17 protein-coding genes are annotated in these 21,839 nt (G+C 48.7%); all 17 read right to left on the minus strand.

From position 1 onward, the window contains the following. Positions 1-28: 28 nt before the first annotated feature. Positions 29-1,144 carry a molecular chaperone DnaJ gene (dnaJ, locus tag QF669_02005; GenBank protein ID MDP6456219.1) on the minus strand — a complete coding sequence of 372 codons (1,116 nt, stop codon included), beginning with the start codon at positions 1,142-1,144 and terminating at the stop codon, positions 29-31. Position 1,145: 1 nt separating this feature from the next. Then, complete coding sequence (gene grpE / locus QF669_02010) at positions 1,146-1,766, minus strand: nucleotide exchange factor GrpE (GenBank protein MDP6456220.1); 621 nt, start codon at positions 1,764-1,766, stop codon at positions 1,146-1,148. Then, entirely contained in the window at positions 1,756-2,799 is a 1,044-nt protein-coding gene (gene hrcA, locus QF669_02015; protein ID MDP6456221.1) for a heat-inducible transcriptional repressor HrcA, read from the minus strand. The genes grpE and hrcA overlap by 11 nt, the downstream gene beginning before the upstream one ends. Positions 2,800-2,880: 81 nt before the next feature. Then, positions 2,881-3,750 carry a permease-like cell division protein FtsX gene (locus tag QF669_02020; protein MDP6456222.1) on the minus strand — a complete coding sequence of 290 codons (870 nt, stop codon included), beginning with the start codon at positions 3,748-3,750 and terminating at the stop codon, positions 2,881-2,883. Further along, positions 3,747-4,397, minus strand: a complete 651-nt coding sequence (locus tag QF669_02025; protein ID MDP6456223.1) for an ATP-binding cassette domain-containing protein — start codon at positions 4,395-4,397, stop codon at positions 3,747-3,749. The genes QF669_02020 and QF669_02025 overlap by 4 nt, the downstream gene beginning before the upstream one ends. 147 nt (positions 4,398-4,544) lie before the next feature. Beyond that, entirely contained in the window at positions 4,545-5,465 is a 921-nt protein-coding gene (locus tag QF669_02030) for a calcium/sodium antiporter (protein MDP6456224.1), read from the minus strand. 151 nt (positions 5,466-5,616) lie between these two features. Beyond that, on the minus strand, positions 5,617-6,201 hold the full coding sequence (gene nadD, locus QF669_02035; protein MDP6456225.1) for a nicotinate-nucleotide adenylyltransferase: 585 nt from the start codon (positions 6,199-6,201) through the stop codon (positions 5,617-5,619). After that, positions 6,198-6,971, minus strand: a complete 774-nt coding sequence (bamD, locus tag QF669_02040) for an outer membrane protein assembly factor BamD (protein MDP6456226.1) — start codon at positions 6,969-6,971, stop codon at positions 6,198-6,200. Before bamD ends, nadD begins: the two co-directional genes overlap by 4 nt. 30 nt (positions 6,972-7,001) lie before the next feature. Further along, positions 7,002-7,886, minus strand: coding sequence for a hypothetical protein (locus QF669_02045; protein MDP6456227.1), 885 nt, complete (start codon positions 7,884-7,886; stop codon positions 7,002-7,004). 2 nt (positions 7,887-7,888) lie between these two features. Next, entirely contained in the window at positions 7,889-10,867 is a 2,979-nt protein-coding gene (locus QF669_02050; protein MDP6456228.1) for a BamA/TamA family outer membrane protein, read from the minus strand. Positions 10,868-10,881: 14 nt separating this feature from the next. Further along, positions 10,882-13,767, minus strand: a complete 2,886-nt coding sequence (locus QF669_02055; GenBank protein MDP6456229.1) for a T9SS type A sorting domain-containing protein — start codon at positions 13,765-13,767, stop codon at positions 10,882-10,884. A gap of 66 nt (positions 13,768-13,833) precedes the next feature. Further along, positions 13,834-15,156 carry a PorV/PorQ family protein gene (locus QF669_02060; protein ID MDP6456230.1) on the minus strand — a complete coding sequence of 441 codons (1,323 nt, stop codon included), beginning with the start codon at positions 15,154-15,156 and terminating at the stop codon, positions 13,834-13,836. A gap of 159 nt (positions 15,157-15,315) precedes the next feature. Then, complete coding sequence (locus QF669_02065) at positions 15,316-17,136, minus strand: TRAP transporter large permease subunit (GenBank protein ID MDP6456231.1); 1,821 nt, start codon at positions 17,134-17,136, stop codon at positions 15,316-15,318. Further along, a complete protein-coding gene (gene dctP / locus QF669_02070) occupies positions 17,133-18,164 on the minus strand; it encodes a TRAP transporter substrate-binding protein DctP (GenBank protein MDP6456232.1) in 1,032 nt (343 codons plus the stop codon). Before dctP ends, QF669_02065 begins: the two co-directional genes overlap by 4 nt. Further along, positions 18,148-18,966, minus strand: coding sequence for a TRAP transporter TatT component family protein (locus tag QF669_02075; GenBank protein ID MDP6456233.1), 819 nt, complete (start codon positions 18,964-18,966; stop codon positions 18,148-18,150). The genes dctP and QF669_02075 overlap by 17 nt, the downstream gene beginning before the upstream one ends. Before the next feature lie 134 nt (positions 18,967-19,100). Then, complete coding sequence (gene glyA / locus QF669_02080) at positions 19,101-20,414, minus strand: serine hydroxymethyltransferase (GenBank protein MDP6456234.1); 1,314 nt, start codon at positions 20,412-20,414, stop codon at positions 19,101-19,103. A gap of 129 nt (positions 20,415-20,543) precedes the next feature. Then, positions 20,544-21,839 carry a hypothetical protein gene (locus QF669_02085; GenBank protein ID MDP6456235.1) on the minus strand — a complete coding sequence of 432 codons (1,296 nt, stop codon included), beginning with the start codon at positions 21,837-21,839 and terminating at the stop codon, positions 20,544-20,546.

Genomic DNA, 21,839 nt, shown 5'->3' on the forward strand with positions numbered 1-21,839 from the left:
TTTTCCTGGGAAGTCATAACCGCTACCGCTATGAACGCACCCTTTTTATGCTCGCTTTCCCTATACTGCCGTTGCTGGCGGCCAGTTCTTCTAATAGATTCTTCTGCTTCGAATTGAGTTTCGTTGGTGTCTTGACCTGAATTTTCACCAGTTCATCTCCTCTATAACTTCCTCTCAATTCAGGAAGTCCTTTGCCGCGCATGCGTAATACCTGCCCCGATTGAATACCCGCCGGAATACTCAGTTTTGCGCCACCATCGAGAGTTGGTACTTTGACCGAATCTCCCAACGCCGCCTGAGAGAATGATATTTCTAGTTCGGCAATGATATCCGAGCCGTGGCGTGTGAAATACTTATGTTCCTTTTCCTCGAAAAAGATGATAAGATCGCCGGATTCCGAACCTCTTGGTCCCCGGTTGCCTTCACCCCGTAGAGTCATATAGTTGCCCGTGGCAACTCCCGCAGGCACCTCGACCTTTATCTGGGACGGTTCCTTTTTCCGCCCCTCTCCTGAACATTTGCGGCAAGGACTGCTCACAACCTCGCCAGTACCGCCACAGTGAGCGCACTGGACAACATTCACGAACTGTCCGAAGAGCGACTTCGAAATCTGCTTCAACTGGCCGGAGCCGTTACAGGCTGAACAGCGCGAAGGCATCGTCCCAGGTTCGGCACCCGTTCCGGCACACGTATCGCAGGGATTCCACCTCTTGATCTTCATGGTCTTTGAGACTCCAATGGCAATCTCCTCCAGATCCAGTTCGAGGGTCACTTTCAGGTCGCCGCCGCTTACTCTACGTGTGTGGCGTCCACCGCCGCCGAAGAAATCGTCGAACGAACCAAAACCTTCCATAAAGGTGCGTAATGCATCAGAAAGATCAAAATCTCCAAATCCAAAACCACCAAAACCCGCTCCTGCCCCTTCTGTAGCCGCATGACCGAACTGATCATACTGCGAACGCTTCTGAGCATCACTGAGTACCGAGTAGGCCTCCGCCGCTTCCTTGAACTTCTCTTCCGCCTCTGCATTTCCGGGATTTTTATCAGGATGATATTTCATTGCCAGTTTGCGGTAGGCCTTCTTGATCTCCGCTTCCGATGCGTTGCGGTCCAGATCGAGGACTTCGTAGTAGTCTCTTTTCACGCTATTTCGCTTCCTTTGTCTTGTCTTCTTTTTCCTCTTCCGCAACGGATGTTGCGTTGACTATCACTTTCGCGTGACGGATCACTCTGTCTTTGTAGCGGTAACCTTTCTCAAATTCCTGCAGGATTATGTTCTCATCGTGCTCGTCTGAATTTTCTGTCATCATAGCCTCGTGGAGCTCGGGATCAAACTCCTCACCAACGGACTCGAAAGGTTCCACACCGTTACGGGAGAGCCGCCGCCTGAACTTTGCCAGAATCAGGTTTATCCCCTCAAGTACCGAATCAAGATTCTGTTCCTCGCCACCGTTACCTGAATTAACCACCCTCTCGATATCATCGATTACAGGCAGTAACGATTTGATCACTTCTTCCCCCTGATATTGCAACAGGCGGCTGAATTCCCTCTCTTTCCTCTTTCGGTAGTTGTCGAACTCAGCTCTCAGACGAAGGTGCCGATCTTCCAGTTCAGCTGATGCCAGCGCAAGCTCCTTAATCTGATCTTCAAGCTCCGTAACACCGTCTTCGACGGACTTAGTCGTCTTCGCTTCGCCATTTGGCTCAGCAGATCTGTCTTTTTCCTCTTTAACCTCTTTTTTCGTCTTTCCCTTTTTAGCCATCATATACATCCATAACAATTGAAATGAACGTATTCACCAGCAACTGGGCATCTTTGTATGACATACGTGTCGGCCCGATTATACCGAGCCTGCCCATCAGTTCACCGTGCTCAAATGTCCCGGCAACTACAGAACAGTCCCTAAAAGCAGCTGATCGGTTCTCAGAACCTATGACCACCTCGGCCTCACCAGTGGTATCAGTGACGGGCATTGATTGAACAAGAAGTGATTCATTATCAAGAGCTGTCACGATTGACTGCATTTCCCGGGGTTCGCTGAACTCAGGATTCTGGAGCAGATAATCTTTCTGTGAAGTGCAAACAGTATTAGTGGTCGAAGTTGAAAAGTAGACCTCTACGTTATCGATGATAACTTGTACAATCTCATTGCTAAAGATGTCCTGATCCTTAAGCCTCTCCGCAATTGTCTGCCTTATCTCCTTAATTGTCAAACCCAGCAGACGTTCCCGCAACACCGAGGAAACGGTTTCCATGAGAGAATCACGTACCTCGACGGCCACATTCAGCACAACTGTTTTAATCTGATCGGACTGAAATCCCAGAATCAGCAAAACATGCCCGGAACTGAGAGATACCAGATCAAGATCGGTCAATTTTGCATTTCTGTTAGATGAAAGGTATGCGAAACCGAAGAGATTGCTTATCTGAGCCAGGGCATTCGCAGTTACCTGCAGAATCTCATCAACATTCAGAGCGACTATGGAAAGCTCTTCCATCATCCTGCTCTTAATATTTTCAGGGCCTGAAATAAGATCGATCAGTTCATCCACGTAGAACCTGTAGCCATAATCGGTAGGTACACGTCCGGAGGATGTATGCAAATGATTCAAGAACCCTGTCTCCTCAAGAGCATGCAGCGTATTGCGGATAGAGGCTGGACTTAGCGCAATGTTGAACCTGTCCTTCAGACGCTTTGAAGGTACCGGAGAGGCTGTCTGGATATAGTCTTCCACCACGAGCTTAAGAATATCACGCTCGCGATCTGTAGGCACTTTATCAGGGATATTTTCTGTCATTTTTCAACTCGAGTATAGTATATTAAGTTAATCTCTTCCTGAAGGAGAATCAAGATGAACATCATGCCTGTTTTTCACAGCTCACACCAGAAACTTTCGCACAGATCTCAGGCTGCCGGCAATAGCGAAAAAGACGACAACCACCACCAGAATTGCCACTATCTTCATATCCCACATCAGGCGATATCTAACAAACAGGGATAGAAAATAGTTTCCGGCGTGGACGAAACCGTAAGCAACCGCACTCGCCAGAAACGCTCCCAGAACCCCTTCGATAATCCCCTCAACCAAAAAAGGAAAGCGGATGAAACGATCGGTTGCACCAACCAGCTTAAGTATTCTGATCAAATCACGCCTGGAGTAGATAGTGAGACGAATGGTGTTCGATATCAGAAGAACTGTCCCTAACAGGACAACTACAGCCAGAGCCGTCACCACGGCAAAGAATCCCTGGTAGTATTGTTCAACGAGTGAAATGATGCGACCCTGATAGCGCACATCCGACACATCTGGCATGGCACGTATCTGTCTGATGATCGGACTTACGCGAAGCCTCTCTTCGCCCTCTTCCTCAAGCTTTACCACACAGCTGGCAGGCAGCGGATTCTCTTGCAGCAAGTCGTATATGTTTTCGCCAAACTCGCTCTCAAAGATTTCCGATGCTTCCTGTTTAGTGATCAGCCTTGCTGACTTAACGCGCTCAATCTCCATGATATTATCAACGGTTTTTTTTGCTTCAGAATCGGAAATGAGAGGCGAAAAGAATACTTCAAACCTGTATTGAGATCTGGCAAACTCGATAAGGTCAGAAAAGTTTTGACCGATAATGGCACCAAAACCGACGAAGCTCATGGAGACCCCGATGGCCGTGATGGATGCAACTGCCGTCAGTCGGGCGCGCCACAGGCTACGGAATCCTTCCGCAATCAAATAAAGGATTTTATCGATCACGCTGCAACACGTCCTTGAACTACTTCGATGAAACGGTGGCCGCGATCTTTCACAAGACTATAGTCATGTGTCGCCATAAGAACAGCTGTTCCATCCTCGTTGATCTGCTCCAGGAGCTTTACGATCTTAAGCGATGCGGCCGGATCGAGATTACCTGTTGGCTCATCCGCCAGAACTACAATCGGCTTTTTCACGATAGCCCGCGCCAGTGAAACAATTTGTTGCTCGCCGCCAGATAATTCTGACGGCAAGTGATGACTCTTGTCGGCGATCCCCAGCTCTTCCAGAACGCTGGTGACTCGTGGTCTAATCTCCTTGATGCTTAATCCGATTACATGTAGTGGAATGGCAACATTTTCATAAACGCTGCGGTCCTCAAGTAGCTCGAATTCCTGGAACACCATTCCTACCTTTCTCCTCAGGTACGGAATACGCCTGCGCTTTATCTTAACTGAACTGAATTCATTTACTGTCACTTTCCCTTTCTCAGGAAAAATATCCATGTAGATAAGACGCAAAAGTGTAGTCTTGCCGGCACCTGTAGGACCTATAATGCAGACGAACTCCCCTGGATCTACCTCGAAACTGGTTTTTTCGATACCAGAACCGCTAACAAATTTACAGGTGACACTTTCAAACTTTATCATATTGGCCACCACATCAGATCAGTACATATTCTTCTAGTATAAACACAGTTTAAAATTGGGGAAATGTAAGATATCAAAATCTCCTCTGCCGTCTTTTCAATACAATTGAACTACGAACATGATACAATCATCAAGCAAGAGTTTTTATCAGGAAAAACTATAGATCCACCGCAACAAACCAATCAACACCAGTATCACTCCTTCCTTGCGGGAGACAACCCACCCTGTGCGCATGAACAGTAACACAATTGCAACCATCATCGATAAAATCACCAGATTCACTCTGGCTTCTACGCCGACAGGAAGATCTCTCAGGATTCCCGCCACTCCAAGAACGCCAAACAGGTTAAAAATATCACTCCCGATGAGGTTACCGACTGACATGCTGTAGCGCGATTTGAGAGCGGCTGCTAATGATGTAGCGAATTCAGGAGCCGAAGTTCCCGCAGCAACGATGGTAGCCCCGATTACCCATTCTGAGACTCCTACTAACCTTGCAAGATTAACGGCAGACTCAACCAGAAAGTGGGCTCCAGTTAGAACCATTATCAGTCCCAATAGCAGCACTACAGGATCCCACCAATACATCTCGTGACTTGGCAACTCAGTTTCTAAAGGTTGTTTTTTCACGTACAGTTGGATCAAATAGAGCACAAGTAAAGTAAACAGGATTACGCCTTCTATTCTGCTTAGAGTCAAGTCCCATAGAAAAACGGATAACAGTAACGCACCAAATAACAAGAAGAAGCCGTCCCTCCGGATGACAATCCTGCTCGTTTTAAGGTTGTGGATAATTGCAGTACCCCCAAGTATAAATCCAAGATTGAATATGTTTGAACCTACAATATTGCCAACAGAAATATCACCCATTCCCCGCAGAGCCGCCAGAATCGTCACACCAAATTCTGGCGCTGAAGTTCCAAGAGCTACTATTGTCAACCCAATCACCAATTCTGAAATTCCGAAATGTTTGGCAACCCTGGCAGCTGCATCCACAAGCCAGCCGGCTCCTTTCCCGATCACTACGAAGGAGACCAGAAGAATGAGTACATCTTTTAGAATTTCCATGATTCCCTTTTTCCAATCAATTCACTAAAGAGATGCAGCGTCACTTAGCCTTATGGCAGTTCACTGATGATCCATTCAGGGGGTAGCATTTCAACTATCATAAGCATCGTGCGGGTTCTCGATAGAAGTACCACGATCTGAAAAGAATATTTCACTCGTAAAGACCCTTTTCCTGGATATACTTCCAGACAGGATCCAAGACCATATAACGGATTGTCTGTCCGCTCCGAGCTTTGCGTCTTATCTGGGATGAGGAAATTTCAAACTGAGGCATATTGGCAAACCGGATTTGCGCCATAATATCTGGTGCAATCCTGCTGGAGCGGAAACCGGGTCGTATCGCCACCAGAACACGACACTCTTTAAGAATCGCGAGGTGATCTTTCCATATGTGAAACTGGAGAAGCGAATCGCTACCCATCAGAAAGTAAATGTCTCGCTTGGTGAGACTGTAACGCGATTTGAGCTCAAGTATAGTATCAATTGTGTAAGAAATTCCTCCCCGTTCAATCTCGATATCGGAAAGTTCAAAAGTTTCATCATGACTCACCGAGAGTCTCAACATTTCCAGTCGATCCTCAATGGACGAAAGATTGGAGTCATTCTTGTGCGGCGGATGGAATGCTGGCACAAAAATCATCTTGTCAAACCGTTCGGACTCCTTGATCGTCTCAGCGATAATGAGATGACCTATATGAGGAGGATCAAAGGTTCCGCCGAAAAGACAAATTCTCACGTCTTTCCTCCGCTCTTTATATCTGTTTTTTTCTCTTCCAGTAGAGATCTTGCCTGCCGCAGAGTTTCCTCATCTCTGAATTTGTTTTCATTTTCCGAGATGAACTCCTCTGCCTCATGAATTTCACCAACTTTCAGATGTATTTCAACGATTCCCAGACGCGCGCGGTCGGCATAGTCCGTATCGTAGTAGGATGTCAACAGATCAGTATAGTAGCGAATAGCCGACTCATACTCCTCCATCTTGGTATATAGCACTGCTGATTCGTATGCCTTGCGGGCAAGTTTTGCTCTCAGAAACTCTGACGATTCGGCTACCTCGTCGCGAAACTCAGACTCTGGATAATCTTCAATAAATTCCTGCAACTTATTAATCGCTTTTATGGTGTAATCCTGATCATGGAAATATTTTGGAGATTTCTTGATATAACTCTGACAGATACGATACCTGCTCTTGTGAACGAAAGGACTGTAAGTCATTTGCCTGACCAGTCGATCGTACTCTGAGATGGCGAGCAGATATTCCTTATTGAGATAATACGATTCCCCAAGGTAGAACTGAGCATCATCTCCCAGATCAGTATGTCTTCCTCGCATCAACACATATTCGAACTCCTGCTGGGCGCGATAGTACTTCTTTTTTTCCAGATACATTTTACCTTTTTCGAACCGCTCGTCTACATCGTCAACTGCCAAGTCCACCTGGGAACGTGAACATCCCAGAAACATACCCAAACACAAAATGAAGGATAGATCAGCTATACGGCGCATATCAGAGAATGTGTTAAATATCGATAATATCTACCAGCTTACAGCCAGCGCAATACCGCCGACACCTCTTCTCGCCACAGGTGAAAACATCAATCCCATAGACGTCTTGATCTCGAGCGAACTCCATCTCCGATTTGTTTCCCGAAAAGCATCGATCCCTGAAACCAGATGATTGAACATAATAGCGCTTACGGCGTAGCTCGCCACTTGCAGCAGGCGATTATATTCCTGACGCATGGACAGATACTTATCTCGCCTTTCAGTCATGACCAAAATTTCAACGCTGTCTCCAACCGATTTCTCTTTTTCCCACCACGCCTGATTGCCGTTCTCATCAAAAAGATCGTCCCAGCCCGCCACGAATTGATCATACTTACCGATATTCTCATAAAACTCGTGATTGGCAATCACCGTTGCTCCCTCGATCCAGCCCGAGCATAAGGAGTCAGAAGTCACAACAGCTTCTCCGGGCAGGAGTATCCGCAAGTGATGCGTTCCATGGCATGCCACATCAGCAAATTTCGATGTGAGCAGGGAAGTCCTTTGCCACCACTGATAGAGATCCCAGTGTATATCAGCAAAGTCTTGATACTCCGACAGTTGATCTTCCCCGCGAATGTCCATCTGCCGCCACGTAGCCCACCCCGCCAGTTCCAGTACAGCGAACAGTGCGGTCTTCTTCTTTGATCCTGCATAGAGCTGTCCCAGTCCCGGCACAGCCAACGACATCACCAGTCCACGGGCAGGGTACTTTACAACGGAAGAATCCTGTTCAGTTGTATCAGGAAGTACCTCTTGCTGGAAAAGAAAGCTCCCGTGATAACGCGGACGGTATTCCAGCAGTCCAGATCCTGCTGAAGCAAATGTTAACAAGACCAGGAGTGGTAGCGCGACGTTAGTTAATTGGATGTTCATGATTAAAAGCCGAAAAGCAGGGTGAAATATGTTCTTAACTCACCCCCATATCGGTGGTTCATAAACGAAAATTTATCCAATCCTCTGTGGATTTCCACGCCAATTCCTGTGGGATAGTTGTAGAACGAAAACCCACCCAATCGAATTTGCACTCCCACTGACCGTTTCGCAACCGGTTCGGATTGTGAACCGTCCCAAGCATCGCCCATCTGTACGACTGATCCCACAACAACATTTTGAAGGATGAAGGGGCCAAAGGCGATATGTCTTTGGCGCACAAGAGGCATACGAAACATCAGTGATGCCACAGCCATTCTATTGCCTTCTATAGCATAGAATGGATAACCGCGTAATCCCGGCATACCGCCCGCAAAGAAATTAAAAAATGAATCGACCGCTGTCTCCGTCATCCAGCCGAGGGATATCTCTCCCGAAACTGTCCACCGCTCTGTTCGCGGGACGGTAGCGTGTATCCGGCCGTTTGCTGAATACCTCAGGAAACTGGATCGATCGTAGATAAGTTGGAAGAGCGATTCATTCGCATTGAAGAATCGATTCTTTTCATGCCTTATATCCAGATCGAAATGATAGCCGTTACTGGGATTGATGTCCTGATCCACTGTAGGTCTGAATACATCCGTTTTCCAGGCCAACCCAAAATGTTGGCCAACGTAATAGTCCACACCCGACTTGCCCGAAAGGTTCTCCTGATTCACCCACCAGACAGAGCTGGCCCGATAATTCTGGTAGGAGCCGTAAAATTTAATCTCGTTGCTTCCCATAACAGGGAATTTCGCCCCGCTCTCGATCTGGAACAGGCGATAGCGAATATCCGCATCAAAGCCGTACACGTCCATCAATTTTGACCGGTCTGAGATGTGGCGTGTTAAGAAAAATACATCGGTATAGAGTGTAGGATAGAAAGTCCGCAACTCGAAAAGGAGGAACATATCGAGATCACGTACGAAATTTGCCGATACCCCACCAAAAACGTTCAAACGGTTGAGTATTTCGCTGTTCATAAAATAGAGTCCCAGCTTGGGCATGCCGTAGTCCATCATCATTTTCGGGAACAAGAACATGGGCGAAAAGTTGTCACTGTAGGCCATAACCTGCGACGAATCCACATCTGTTATCGATGGCGGTAAACCGTTGAATTTCTGGAAATGGTCAGGGTCGTAGCCTACTCTATTCTCATCTATTAAATTTAGAGAGTCGAGTAGCGCAATGCGAAATCGGCCGTCTTCGTAGAGAGAATAAAGTACCCTCCCTTTGACATCCATGTCCGGCATGAATGCGCCGCCGCGGACATTAGTGATATATCCCTGTTGACCGTTCGCCGGATTGAGCATGAACAGATTAAAGATGCCGCTCTTGTCGCTGGCATAGATCAGTGTATCACCGGGTCCTTTTACAATGTCTCGCTCGTCCCATTCGGGGATGGATACGAGATCGAAGAAGGTGGTATCCGACAGACCGAGATAAGCGGTATTGCGGAAATGATTCTGCAGATAGTCAAACATGAGCCAGTTCCGCCCCGGATCGTAGGCGAGGCTGAAAACCTGTCTGCCATCCTTGAAATCTGTTAACTGGACAGATTCTTCTGTGTTCAAGTTGATGAGAGAAATGTTGTGCGTACCGTCCCGGGCTGCCAGATATGCAATCAGACTGTCTCCTTCAAGCACAACAGCCGAAAAGGCCCTCGCCCCCTTTGTGATTCTCGTTTCTTTCTCATCTTCAATAGAATATTCATACAGATCAAACCAGCGCGAACCGTGACGATTGTGCTTCGATTTTTTCGTATAGTATATGATGTCACCGGTCGATTTCCAGTCCGGTGATGAAAGGACGCCTCTGGCAATCCTTTCCGAAGTACCGTCGTCGAATGAATAGATAAAGAGATCTGTTTGCGATATATAATCGTGATTACTGTTCGAAAGATACGCGAAATGTTCACCATCCGGCGACCAGACAGGATGGATGTTTATGGTGCCGTCTTCTACAAGAACCGTTCCTTTAACCTCAGTTTCCTCAAGTTCCCGCGCCAGAATGCTGTAGCGCTCTATAAGGGTACTTTCAAAATCGATATACAACCGCTCAGCCGAAACACCTGTTGCGCTCTCAATGGCCGAGTCAACCGAAATCTTGAGGGGATCGGACAGACCGGAGGTGATCTGTCTGAGAGCGTCCTCGCCGTACTTGTAGACTATATACCGCACGAGAGCAAATCCAGCATTGTAGGTCGATTCATTGCCAATCCCCGGCTTGCCGAAGGTACTCATTTCAGTAAGGGTGAGAAGTTTGTCGTTCAGCACCCGGTCCCGCAGGATCATGTCCCTGTGGGTATCCCAGAAATCGTAGGTGGCACCCATGTACATGTACTGAGCAACGCCCTCCGCCAGCCAAGGAGGGACCGTTGTGCCCGCTACAGGATAAGAAACGACGGTGTAAGGATAGCCGTAGAGAACGTCTTCCCTTTTTTCCTTTTCATACCCAATCCACTGCAAATATCCCGCTGGAATCTTGCCGCCAAATTTCATCGCTTTCTGTATCGATACAATGTGAGTGAATTCGTGCGTGATGACGTTTTGAAGCCACCGATGTGAACCTCTAAACTCTAGGTCCATAGGCGACGCCCAGATCTCGATCTTATTGTCGTAGAAATATGTGATCCCGTTGGAATAGTCATCGGTATCCAGGAAAATGAGGTGCGTTTTCTGGGGCGGTTCGTATTGATACAGTTCTGTTATGTGAGGATAGATTGCTTCAGCGACAAAGGCTCCCTCGCGGGCGGTTCGTTCTGTTCCATCGTGAAAGTGTACCTGAAAGTGAGCGGTCTCGAAGGATTGCCATTTCAACTCGGGATGGTTGTAACTGATCTGACCAGTGACACCAGTTAAAGAAACGAGATGGAATACGAGGATCATACGAAATGTTTGGGGAAGCTTTTTGGACATAAACGTAGCTGACTGAGATTTCATTTGTCAAACATCGGTCAATGGATGACTGATATCTTCAGAATTTTTTTCTCGGACTTGGCGCCTTGTGTAGCTTCCACATTAGCAAAGTAGAGACCGCTTTCAACTGTCTGTACATCCCAGACAATTTCATTGACTTCCCCCTGAACCAGGTCATCCATCGTTAGCTTCTCCACAAAGAATCCGGCCACATCGTAGATGCGAATCTCCACCTTCTCCGCCGATTCCACAAAGACGCGAATCGTTGTTGACCCTTCCTGTACCGGATTTGGATAGTTGTAGGTACGATTGTTGTCCATCAGAGTGGCAGCGGGCTGGCGAGGTGACGGGAATGTAGCGACAAACTCAGCGCTGTGCGTGGGACTGCCGAGGTCCATGGGCCACTCGTTTCCGCTGGTCTCCGCAGCATCATCAAACTGCCAGATGACTGATTCGGCAACAACGGCACTCTTCCCCTTGAATTCGGTCACCATCCTCAACTCGCTCTCCTTGCTGTTGGAGAGCCGATACCGTTCTCTCCCGCCCCAATCCACAACGACGATATCGCCCCCTTCTACTTGCAGCACAATTTCGGGATGAGCATCACCGAAGAGGTCCCGCGCCAGCACGGCGGATGTGGCATGGAGATCGAGAGGAAAGCCGAATTCATGTGTCATGTTGCTATTGATGACATAGGCAGTACCATCTGTGTCTGTGGCCAGAAATTCTAATCGGCCGTCTAAGTCTATATCCACTATACCTAACGAATTGAACAGAATCATCTGGAACCCGGTTTGACCTTCCCCATCCTCAGATGAATAGTGGAGACCGTAGTCCCGATGAACACTCGCAATCCCCGAGATTGGACTGCTTCCGTCATCTTGATAAGATAACTCCCACGCTACACGGCGAAAAGGCTGCGTCACATCTATTACGTCTTCCACAATCGTCCATACAGAATCCTCAGTCATGTGTATTGATTTTCTGTTGACGAGTTGTTCATCATAATATTCAAGCACAAGTTCATCTTCATCAGCAAAACCGTACAGCAATCCCGGCATGGTATCGTGGACTGTCTGCGTCCAAAGCAAGTCGAAGCCTCCCTCGCCACCGGCTGCGGGCGAAAAAAGGTGCAGATGGAGCGAATCACCCAAATCTTCCAGCGCCACCAGATGGGGACTCACTTCGTCGTTGGTGATGCAGAGTTGAAAGTCTTTACCGTGGAGCTTGTGAAATGCTCCTGTGACGATCGAGTCCGCCCCAGACCACCACAACGAATCTTTACCACCGATGATCTCCCGCTGACCGTCTCCGTCAAAGTCATAGAAGAATTGGATGCCAAGCGAAGAGTCAGGAAATCCGTCGGTCACGAGAGAATTCTCCACGGAAAAAGTCATCGTCTTCCCTGCTACGGCAATGTTGTTGATTTCGATAAAGGAGTCGGCGCCGTTGTTGGCGCGTGTGTTGGGATAAGTGTCCGGACCGAAGGACGGCGGCTGATCGGCAAAGGCGGGGTTGGCGAGAGTGTACTGGGAATTCCCGTCAAACCACATATCCGACCAGAGACCGATGGAGGGGTCGGTGAAGATAAACAGAGACGGATAACCAATGTCCTGCGCACCATCGGCCTCTTCCAGGTCAATGCCCCGGTGATCCCGGTCGATGTTCACGGCATAGCTTCCAAGCCCTTGCGCGATTTTCGATTCATCGATATGCCAAATAAGAAGTCCCGAAGCGGGAAGACCGATGTCATAATCCGGGATTTTCGCAATGACTCCACTGGTTTCATCTATCCCTATATTAACCGAATCCAACAGAATTTCGGCGTATGGTGGCATGATATTATCCGCGTCTCTATTCTTCCATCGCAGCGAATCAACATCTGCCGCACCAGAAACCCAGTTATTGCGGTTCTCGATGAGAAAGTACTCGGAACCGTTAATCTCTGCCCGAACGATCTTGTCTGCCGCAGCATCCCGTGACAGCAATTCTACAACCGTTCCGGGCGTGACAGTTGTTGTTGTTTCCCACCCAGCCCAGATTCGCGTCCACGGATCGGGCGGCGCTGGAATGAGGCCGCGACCGTTGTTGGAACCCTGATCCATAAGCGCAAAAACTCCAACGCCTGCGACGCCTTTCTCAATCTCCCAGAGGGGCGGCAAACCGATGGCGAAGCCCATCATGAGTGCAAACGTACCCGTGAGGCCGAACTGGTAATCGCACGGCTCATCGACACCGAAAAAAACCTCTTCAGCGATGTCGTATAAAAGATGGTTTTGTGTTTCAGGCAGGATGATACCGGAAGAAACTGAACTTCCATCAGGCAAGGTGATTTTATCAACGCTGAGTTGTTGCTGCAGAAATTCGGCATCTATGTATGTCGACGGTATATCTTCCGGTGTCGGATCAAGGAACGGCAGCGAAAAATCCTGCCCGATACCGGCGTGAAAAATGACCAACAGATCATAAGCATCATAATCTACCTCATCTTTTTCATAGGCCAGCTCTACAGCTTCGCGGAAAAACTCAGCCATCTGTTCATCCTGTAACTCTTCCCCAGCATACGGATGATACTCACTCAGCATCATGCTCATTTCATAGCTCCCTTCCGGATCTTGCGGCATGATTTTGGAGCCGTCGAGATCGATACCGAATCTGCCACGAGAGACATTTCTGAAGTAGTTGTCCACCGCTTCGATCTGGGCGTGAAAATAGTCTCTATTGTGAGGCGGCGGATCTATGGTGTAGCCGCCGCAGCCATCGCCCGACAGGACCTCAAGAAATCGACCGTCGCCCGTCGAACTAATACTGTTATCTTGTGGAAACGAAACGCGGAGTGCAAGAATCTTCACCTCATCGTGCGTCAGAACAAGTTGTGCAAAGAGGGGAGAGAGAAGAAAAAAACAGAGAGCTGATCGTTTCAAGACTATTTACAAAAAAGTCCTGTAATCACGGATCACAGGACTTCATCACCATTGTCAGAGATCCTGTCAGAACTCCATGTTAAGGGAAAACCGCATCGTATTTGTGAGCGGATGGCCGGGCTCACCCAGAGTGAATCCGGCGTCAAAGCCATATCTCCCCACGCGGAGTCCGATACCGAATGTAGGATTACTGATCTTGCCGGTCTTATCGTAGTAGTATCCCGCTCTCAGGGCAAAGTACCTTGAATACCAGTATTCGGCTCCAAGGTTAATAACCAGTTCATCCAACTCACTCCGGAAACTTCTCTGCTTGCCTGAACCAACTTCCAATTCGCCAGCATCGTTATATTTACCGTAGGCGGCATCGCTCCATTCGACGTTAGTCGCCGTCCAGTTGCCATCGCTATCCTGAGTATAACCGCCGATCTTGCCATCTGTCGTGCCGTTCTTTCCGGGCCTGTCGATGTCGCCACCCAAAAGCCAATCGTCAAGCCAAGAGGTAAAGATGCCGAGATAGATCGGGTCAGTATGAGCAATCTCTCTCTGACCTTTTTCATTATACTCCCCGCTCGGTCCAATGTAGGTTCCATCTTTATCGAAGTAGCCAACTTTGCCATCGCTGTCCCAATCCATATCCGGGTAGGATGCCACCAGCATTTTATCGATATCCATGACAAAATTCAATTTGTTGAACTCAGTATCAACGAGGCGGTAATTCAGACCCAAAGTAAAGTTTGTCGGCATCGGATCGGCCTGCGCTTCATCAATAAAAGAGATCCTGGGTCCGATGTTTGTTACGGTCATTCCAAGATCCATGCGGGTAGACCAGAGAGACTGCTTCAATAGCGCAAAATCAAACGCAAAATCTGTTGTAACACCCTTGCCCTTTTCAGCACCGGCGCCTATTTCGGCAAGTTTCTGATGCAGAATCTTCACGTTCAGCCCGATGGCCGTATTCCTGGAGATAAAAGCTCCGTAAGATCCGGTAGCCGCAAACATGAAACTCGTAAAGGTACCGAGGTTTTCTCCCTGTTCATCGGTACGTGTCTGCTCTCCAAGATTGAGGAAGATAATGTGGCCTCCAAGAGTCCCGAGATTAGGGACGTGATGCCGGAACGCCATAAACTCATAGTACATGTCGGATACGAGATTGGGGAGCCAGTTTACGTGCATGAGGGCGATTTCACTTTTCTGCAGGAATGCCAGCCCGGCGGGATTCCAATAACTGGCGTAAGCATCATTAGCCACTGCTACCTGAGCTTCTCCCATACCGCCCGCGCGTGCTCCCGGTGAAATCAGCAGAAACAGGGCGCCTGCTTCGCTGACGGCTGAAAGGTTACCCGTCAAAACAGTCAAAACCACCAATATTGAGGTAAATTGCCTCTTCATGAACAAACCGTTAAACTCGCTTCATCTCATTCAGTTCCGTCAAGATACCGTCGGTTAATGTGCGGCGAATATATCTTCGCGACATCCATTTATCAAGAAATAGAATTTTGCCACTTGCGATTTCATTAACATAATTCTGAAAGGCAGCTGACATTTTCGTCACATCCCCCCCACCAGACTCAGCGATATAGCCGGTATATAGGTGATAGCTAATACAGCGATCAACAGGATTATGAAAAAGGGGAGAGTTGCCGTATACACCTCCGGCATCGACTTATCAAATCTATAGGCAGAGAGGAACAAATTCATCCCTACCGGAGGCGTTAGATAACCCAACTCAAGATTAGCCAGAAAAATAACCGCCATATGAACCGGATCGATCCCAAAATGGACGCCCATCGGTTCGATGAGCGGTACGACGACAATAATGGCTGAAAAGATGTCCATGAGGCACCCGACGATTAAGAGGAGAATATTGAGCGTCAGGAGAAAGACATACTTGCTCTGAATATTCTCCTTTACCCAATCGAGTGCAATGAGAGGCACCTGAGCATCTACGAGATAGTTGGTGAGGCCCATGGCTACGCCCAGAATAATTAGTACACCGCCTACCAAGGTTGCACAATCGACGATCACTCCCGGGATGTCGTTGAGTTTGACATCCTTATAGATGATAGTCTCCACGAATAAGACGTAAACCACCGTGAATGCGGCCACTTCAACCAGCGTCGTAAATCCGCCAAATATACCTACAAGGATCATAAACGGAATCGCCACTTCCCACTTCGCCCGCCACAGCGCTACAAAGGCTTTTCTGGCCTCAAAAGGCTTACGCTTAACACCGGATTTAAATCCTTGCCTGACGCCCCAGGCCGCCACGACAGCCACCAGAAGCGTCCCCGGTAAAATACCCGCCAGAAAGATTTTGTTTATAGCAACACCGGCTGTAACACCATAAATGATAGCTGGCAGACTCGGTGGAAACAGAAGTCCGAGGGATCCCGAAACAGTGATCAGGCCGATGGAGAATCTCATAGAATAATTCTCGGCGCGGAGCATAGGCAGAAGGAGACCGCCGAGGGCGAGAATAGTCACCCCAGAACCACCGGTAAGGGTAGTAAAGAATCCGCACAGCACTGTTACCATTACGGGCGTGCCGCCGGGCATCCAGCCAAACCAGTGACGGAAAACTTCAATCATCCGTTTCGAGGCACCGCTTTCAGCCAAAATATATCCTGCCAGTGTAAAGAGCGGAATAGTCGGCAGTGTGGGAGAGACGACAATCCTGTACATTTCGACGGGGATGGCCGCAATAGGGACCGCGTCGTTCCAGAAGAAAAGAACAGCAAGTCCTCCAAGTCCTATGAACAGAGGTGCACCAAACACGATCGCTGTGAGGAGCGCAATGACACCGCCCCAAACTACGAAGGAGATGCGCAGCGATTCACCGAGCCCAATTGCCCCTATGACGATCACCACAAAAATCATGAGCGCCCGCCACATCATGTCTTTCCTGCTCGCCTTGAAGATTTCGAGCCCGATGAGAAAGAAACCGAGCGGCATAATGGATTGTATCACCCAAATCGGGACCCCGGGAAGAACGTCTCTAGGATAGGATGCCTCCACGCGAACCATCTGGAAACTGGCCCACGCCAAGAGAACAGTCACCGTGATCGTGACCGTCTTTGCAAACCAGTACTTCGGTCCGCCGGGCGCTTCCTCCGGCACTTCAACTGGTTTGGTCAACGATAGCAATTTCCCACGTCGCGCCGCTAGAATGGCACCCAGAAACCCGATCCAGAGCGTCATATGCTGTACAATAACGGCTGATCCAGGAACGCCTTGAATTCTGAAAAGGCGCGTCACAGCCTCAATAGAGGGGAGAAAAGCCATCGCCAGAAGGGCGGCCATGGCAAGAACGTCTTCCCAATGTCCGACGGTCTTGGACCAGAATTGCGAGGAACGTTCGCTGTTCTTCATTTCTCTCCGCTTTGAAGCGCCTTAGTTTCCTTTAGTTCATTCTTCAGCTCGATAGCGCGATCGAATATATCTTCGGGGACCAAAGTCCCCCGAATGTGGGGATAGAAAGAAGTCGTCAATTGGACCCACTGTTCTCTTTCTTCCAATTTCAGATGATTCACGATCAGACCGTGTTCGCCCATTACTGCCAGAGCATTTTCCACTTCAGGAACGAGACTTCTCGCTTCACTTTCGACTTCAGCACCAATCCTCACAATGTCTTCGTGATATTCCGGCGGTATGGAATTCCAGATTCTGTCGCTGAGAATGATGGCGCCGATGATAGGGCCCCATTTCAGATCCAGCATGTTGGGTGCCAGAGAAAACCATTGAAATGACAGTGCCGCCAAAGGCGTTGTAGAAAAAGCGTCGATGATGCCCGTCTGAAGCGATGGCAGAATATCAACAGACGAAAGCGGCACAGGGTGAAATCCTGCCGTTTTCCACAGTTCAGCGGTATAGTAGTCGCCCGCCCAGGTAAAAATGCGCAACTTCCTTAATTCTTTCGGCACCATTATAGGCTCTTTGGTAAACCAATAGGCCCAGCCGATATCCGCCCAGCTCAAGACTCTGAAACCACCTTTTTTCAATGCAGCGAAGAGCTGTGGTGAAAGCGCTTGACGTATAGTGTCGAGATCCTCAAAAGAATCGACTAGCATGGGGATGTAAAAAACATTCATATCCCTCGAGATTTCGGTAAGTCCTTCAATAGTGACTGCGGCGGCGTGTATCTGACCGATCCTTATCTTCCGGATCATGTCTCTCTCATCTCCTGCGATACCGCCGGGATAGATTCGGAGAACGACATTCCCATCCGTCGCTTCATGCCATCTGTGACCCATGTCTATCAGAAGCTGGTGCCATAAGGAACCGTCCGGTGCAAGGGTAGCCATCTTAACAATGATTTTTTTTCCCTGCGCTGTCCAAGGTATCAGAAGGAACAGAAGCAGTAGAACGGTGCGTCGCAAGATATCAGAAGAACAGCTCATCAACCCGTCCCTTCAACCAGCGTGCGCGTTCTTGGGTCAGAATGTTAGCCAATCGTGACGATGGATCTTCGTCCACATCTATAGCCAGAGCGCGATCCAGCAAAGAGATAAACTGTCCCCTATCCTGCTTCGTCACACAAATTGACTCAGCGTAAGAGACAAAGACAGAGGCACGTTTTCCTTGCGATAGTTCCAGAGCCCTCTCATAGTGGGCTATCGCCTCAACTTCAGCGTCACTCCCTCCACCGGGGCGACTTAATGCGTAAGAGAACATTAGCTCATGAAGTGCTCCATTGTCAAAACTCTCATCCAGTGCCAGTGCGCGCTCGAGGAGATAGCCGACGTTAGGTAGTTCAATAATAGCGGCGGGAACATCTTTCGAGGCGGAGATAAGGCTTCCCCAGGCGGCGGCTGTCCAATATAGCAGAGGGACATTTTCCTTTCCTACCTTTAACAGTGTCTTCTCAGGCTCAGCATTGTACGCGTCCGAAAAACCGGGGTACTTGACTTCCAGTGCACGAAAGGCATACCCCTTAGCCCGCCGTAACAGTTTCCTTGCTCGTCTCGTAATACGCATCGATTCCTGGACATCAACTGACATTGCCAGTTCCGCATCACGCATCACGAATGCATAGCCGTATATCGTGAATGCCTGAGAAGTCGAAAGGAGAAGGTCTGCATTGTCAGGCGACTGCTGGATCATCAACTCCATCAGCTTGAGATTTGTCGGCATCGACTCTCTTACGAGTTCCGGATCATTCTCTGTCAGGTAGATCTTATCGATACCGCCAAACGAGTTCATCAGGCTTGCTATCGCGGCGTTCTTTATCAGGGAACAGCTGGAGGTAAAAAGAAGTAGTGAGGAAAGTAGGATCAGTCTCACGGTCTGATTTAGCTGGTGGTGAGTCGGTTGTGGCATGATACCCGGAAGATCAGTTATGTCCTGAGATCGGGATAGAGAGGAAATCGACCGGTCAGTTCCTTCACCTCCTGCCGTATAGTCAACTGCACTGCACTATCATCGGGAGCAGAGATGATCCGGCCGATCATTTTGGCGATCTGCTGCATTTCATCCACTCCCATCCTTCTCGTAGTTATCGCCGGCGTTCCTACTCGGATGCCGCTGGTAACCATGGGACTTCTCTCATCATACGGTACCATATTCTTATTCACGGTGATACCTGCCGTCTCGAGAGATTTTTCAGCTGCCTTGCCAGTGATATTCTTATCTGTGAGATCAACGAGTATCACGTGCGTGTCAGTGCCACCGCTCACCAGTTTGAAATCGAGCTGGAGCAGTGTTTCAGCCATCGTTTTCGCATTCTTCACGATCTGTGCACAGTAGTCGCGGAACTCCGGCTGCAGAGCTTCCCCGAAAGCCACAGCTTTAGCCGCTATGATATGCATGAGCGGGCCTCCCTGAATCCCCGGCATCACGTTGGAATCGATCAGTTCCGACACCATCTTCACCCTTCCCGATTTGGGTGCCACCATTCCCCACGTGTTCTCCCAATCCTTACCCATAAGGATCAGTCCACCTCTCGGACCTCGGAGGGTTTTGTGGGTTGTGGACGTCACCACATGACAGTACGGCCACGGGCTGGGATGAATTCCTGTGGCAACGAGCCCCGCCGGATGGGCAATGTCCGCCAGCAAAAAAGCGCCCACCGCATCAGCAACTTCGCGGTATTTCTCAAATTCGATGTTTCGCGGATAGGCGCTCCCTCCGCAAATAATGAGTTTCGGTTTTTCCTGTTTCGCGTTCTTGAGGAGTTTGTCAAAATCAACTCGGCCGGACTCCTTCTCCACCTGATAGGAGACTACATCGAACAGTCGCCCCGAAAAATTGACGGGGCTTCCGTGGGTGAGATGACCACCGTGTGAAAGGTCGAGACCCATGATAACATCACCCGGTTTCAGGAAAGTAAAATAGGCGGCCATATTGGCCTGGGATCCGGAATGCGGCTGCACATTGGCATATTCAGCGTCAAAAAGTTTCTTGACCCGATCCCGCGCGATATCTTCCGCCACGTCGACCCATTCACAACCGCCGTAGTAGCGCCGCCCCGGATACCCTTCCGCGTATTTGTTGGTCATAACACCGCCGGCCGCCTCCAACACAGCATAACTGACAAAATTCTCCGAAGCAATTAATTCAAGTGTCTTGTGCTCCCGGTCAGTTTCGCGCTGAACCGAATCATAAACATCGGGGTCGCTATGCTTCAGATTTTCGTAAAAACTACCTGCCATTGATTCCAATCCCAGTTATAATCTCAATCAACAGAAATGCAAAATATCTTCGCCTAATAAAAATGCCGGACAGAATCCAGCACTCACATTACGCTTCATATCAGCTTTTTCGAAGAGAAAGATGAACTCTTACTTCCAAGAGGGGTCTTTCTTGACCGATTCCTTTACCCAGCTGTAACATTCACCTGTCGGCTTGATTGAGCCTTTCTTCTTCTCTTTCTCCTCAAGAAAGAACCACTCCTCACTGCCAAACATGAGATCATCGCTATTATCCTCAAGATATTTACGATCTCTCTTGAAGCGGTTATGCCCCTTCTCTTCACTGGTCTGGAAATAGCCGAAGGCGAGGCGCGCAACAATCTTATCATCCTTGGAAGGATAATCTGCCCTGCACTCCTGAAAAGCACGATAATAGACTAAACCTTTGTGTCCATAGGTTTCACCATTATCGGGAGCAATTTTTATGGCTTCCTCAGCCCACCAGAGGGCCTTGCCAAAGTTCATCAGCTCAATGTTTATTTGGGTCACTTCCAAGGCTGTTTTAAAATCGCGTCTATCCAGTTCAAACAGCTTTTCGCTGGCTTTTGATGCTTCCTCCAGTTCGTCCGCTTTATAGTGTGCATCTGTCAGCTTGTTCAAGATAAGCTTGGTTGAGACAGAACCGTTTCCGCTGCCTGAGTCTCTCAGGCGCGACAGGACTTTCACCGCCTCGCTGTACTCTCCCGCCCTCATGAGCTGATCAGCAAGATCCAGACCGAACGATAGGTTTTCCGGATTGTCAGCAAACCGCTGCCTGTAAATATCAATGGGATCTTTCCCCGTCGTCTCGTATGCTCGTGCCAGATCGCCCTGGGCATCCTTATTATCTGGTTCGATCGCCAGGATCTTTTTGAGAATGTAGATTTGGTCATCGTACCGGCCCACTTCGCCATAGAGGTCGCTCAGACTCTTCATCGGTTCGGGGTCATCAGGCGTCATGTCACTAATTCTCTCATATTCAAATATCTCTTTTTCCTTGTTGCCAATCCGCTTGTAGGCATAGGCAAGTCTGTTATGGAGGTTCAGGTTTTCGGGCAGTGACTTCAAACCCTGAAGCAGGACGTACTCTGAACTGTCGAACTTTCCAAGGTACTCGTATGCAATTGCCCAATACTGATATACTTCTTCCTCACTCCCCTTATCACAGCCGACGTTCACCAATTCCTCATAGACGCGTACTGTTGATGCCCAGTCCTTGTTTTTATAGTACTCAGCAGCACTGCTTAACATCTGCAGACACTTTATTTCATCGACCGGTTCTCTCTCTACCATAGCTTCTTCATCCACTTCGGAAGCAGGCGGAACGCAACCAATCGCTAAAAAGATTACTATGAGGAATAAGGTCACTGAGAGCTTGACTCTCAACTCAATAATAGCTTCTGACAT

The organism is Candidatus Neomarinimicrobiota bacterium, assembly GCA_030743815.1.
GTDB lineage: Bacteria > Fidelibacterota > Marinisomatia > Marinisomatales > S15-B10 > UBA2146.

Bases quoted from the DNA above. Each gene is read 5' to 3' on its own strand.
- grpE (MDP6456220.1), bottom strand. From the start codon at position 1,766: ATGATGGCTAAAAAGGGAAAGACGAAAAAAGAGGTTAAAGAGGAAAAA.
- hrcA (MDP6456221.1), bottom strand. From the start codon at position 2,799: ATGACAGAAAATATCCCTGATAAAGTGCCTACAGATCGCGAGCGTGAT.
- QF669_02025 (MDP6456223.1), bottom strand. From the start codon at position 4,397: ATGATAAAGTTTGAAAGTGTCACCTGTAAATTTGTTAGCGGTTCTGGT.
- QF669_02030 (MDP6456224.1), bottom strand. From the start codon at position 5,465: ATGGAAATTCTAAAAGATGTACTCATTCTTCTGGTCTCCTTCGTAGTG.
- bamD (MDP6456226.1), bottom strand. From the start codon at position 6,971: ATGCGCCGTATAGCTGATCTATCCTTCATTTTGTGTTTGGGTATGTTT.
- QF669_02045 (MDP6456227.1), bottom strand. From the start codon at position 7,886: ATGAACATCCAATTAACTAACGTCGCGCTACCACTCCTGGTCTTGTTA.
- QF669_02050 (MDP6456228.1), bottom strand. From the start codon at position 10,867: ATGAAATCTCAGTCAGCTACGTTTATGTCCAAAAAGCTTCCCCAAACA.
- QF669_02060 (MDP6456230.1), bottom strand. From the start codon at position 15,156: ATGAAGAGGCAATTTACCTCAATATTGGTGGTTTTGACTGTTTTGACG.
- QF669_02065 (MDP6456231.1), bottom strand. From the start codon at position 17,136: ATGAAGAACAGCGAACGTTCCTCGCAATTCTGGTCCAAGACCGTCGGA.
- dctP (MDP6456232.1), bottom strand. From the start codon at position 18,164: ATGAGCTGTTCTTCTGATATCTTGCGACGCACCGTTCTACTGCTTCTG.
- QF669_02075 (MDP6456233.1), bottom strand. From the start codon at position 18,966: ATGAACTCGTTTGGCGGTATCGATAAGATCTACCTGACAGAGAATGAT.
- glyA (MDP6456234.1), bottom strand. From the start codon at position 20,414: ATGGCAGGTAGTTTTTACGAAAATCTGAAGCATAGCGACCCCGATGTT.
- QF669_02085 (MDP6456235.1), bottom strand. From the start codon at position 21,839: ATGTCAGAAGCTATTATTGAGTTGAGAGTCAAGCTCTCAGTGACCTTA.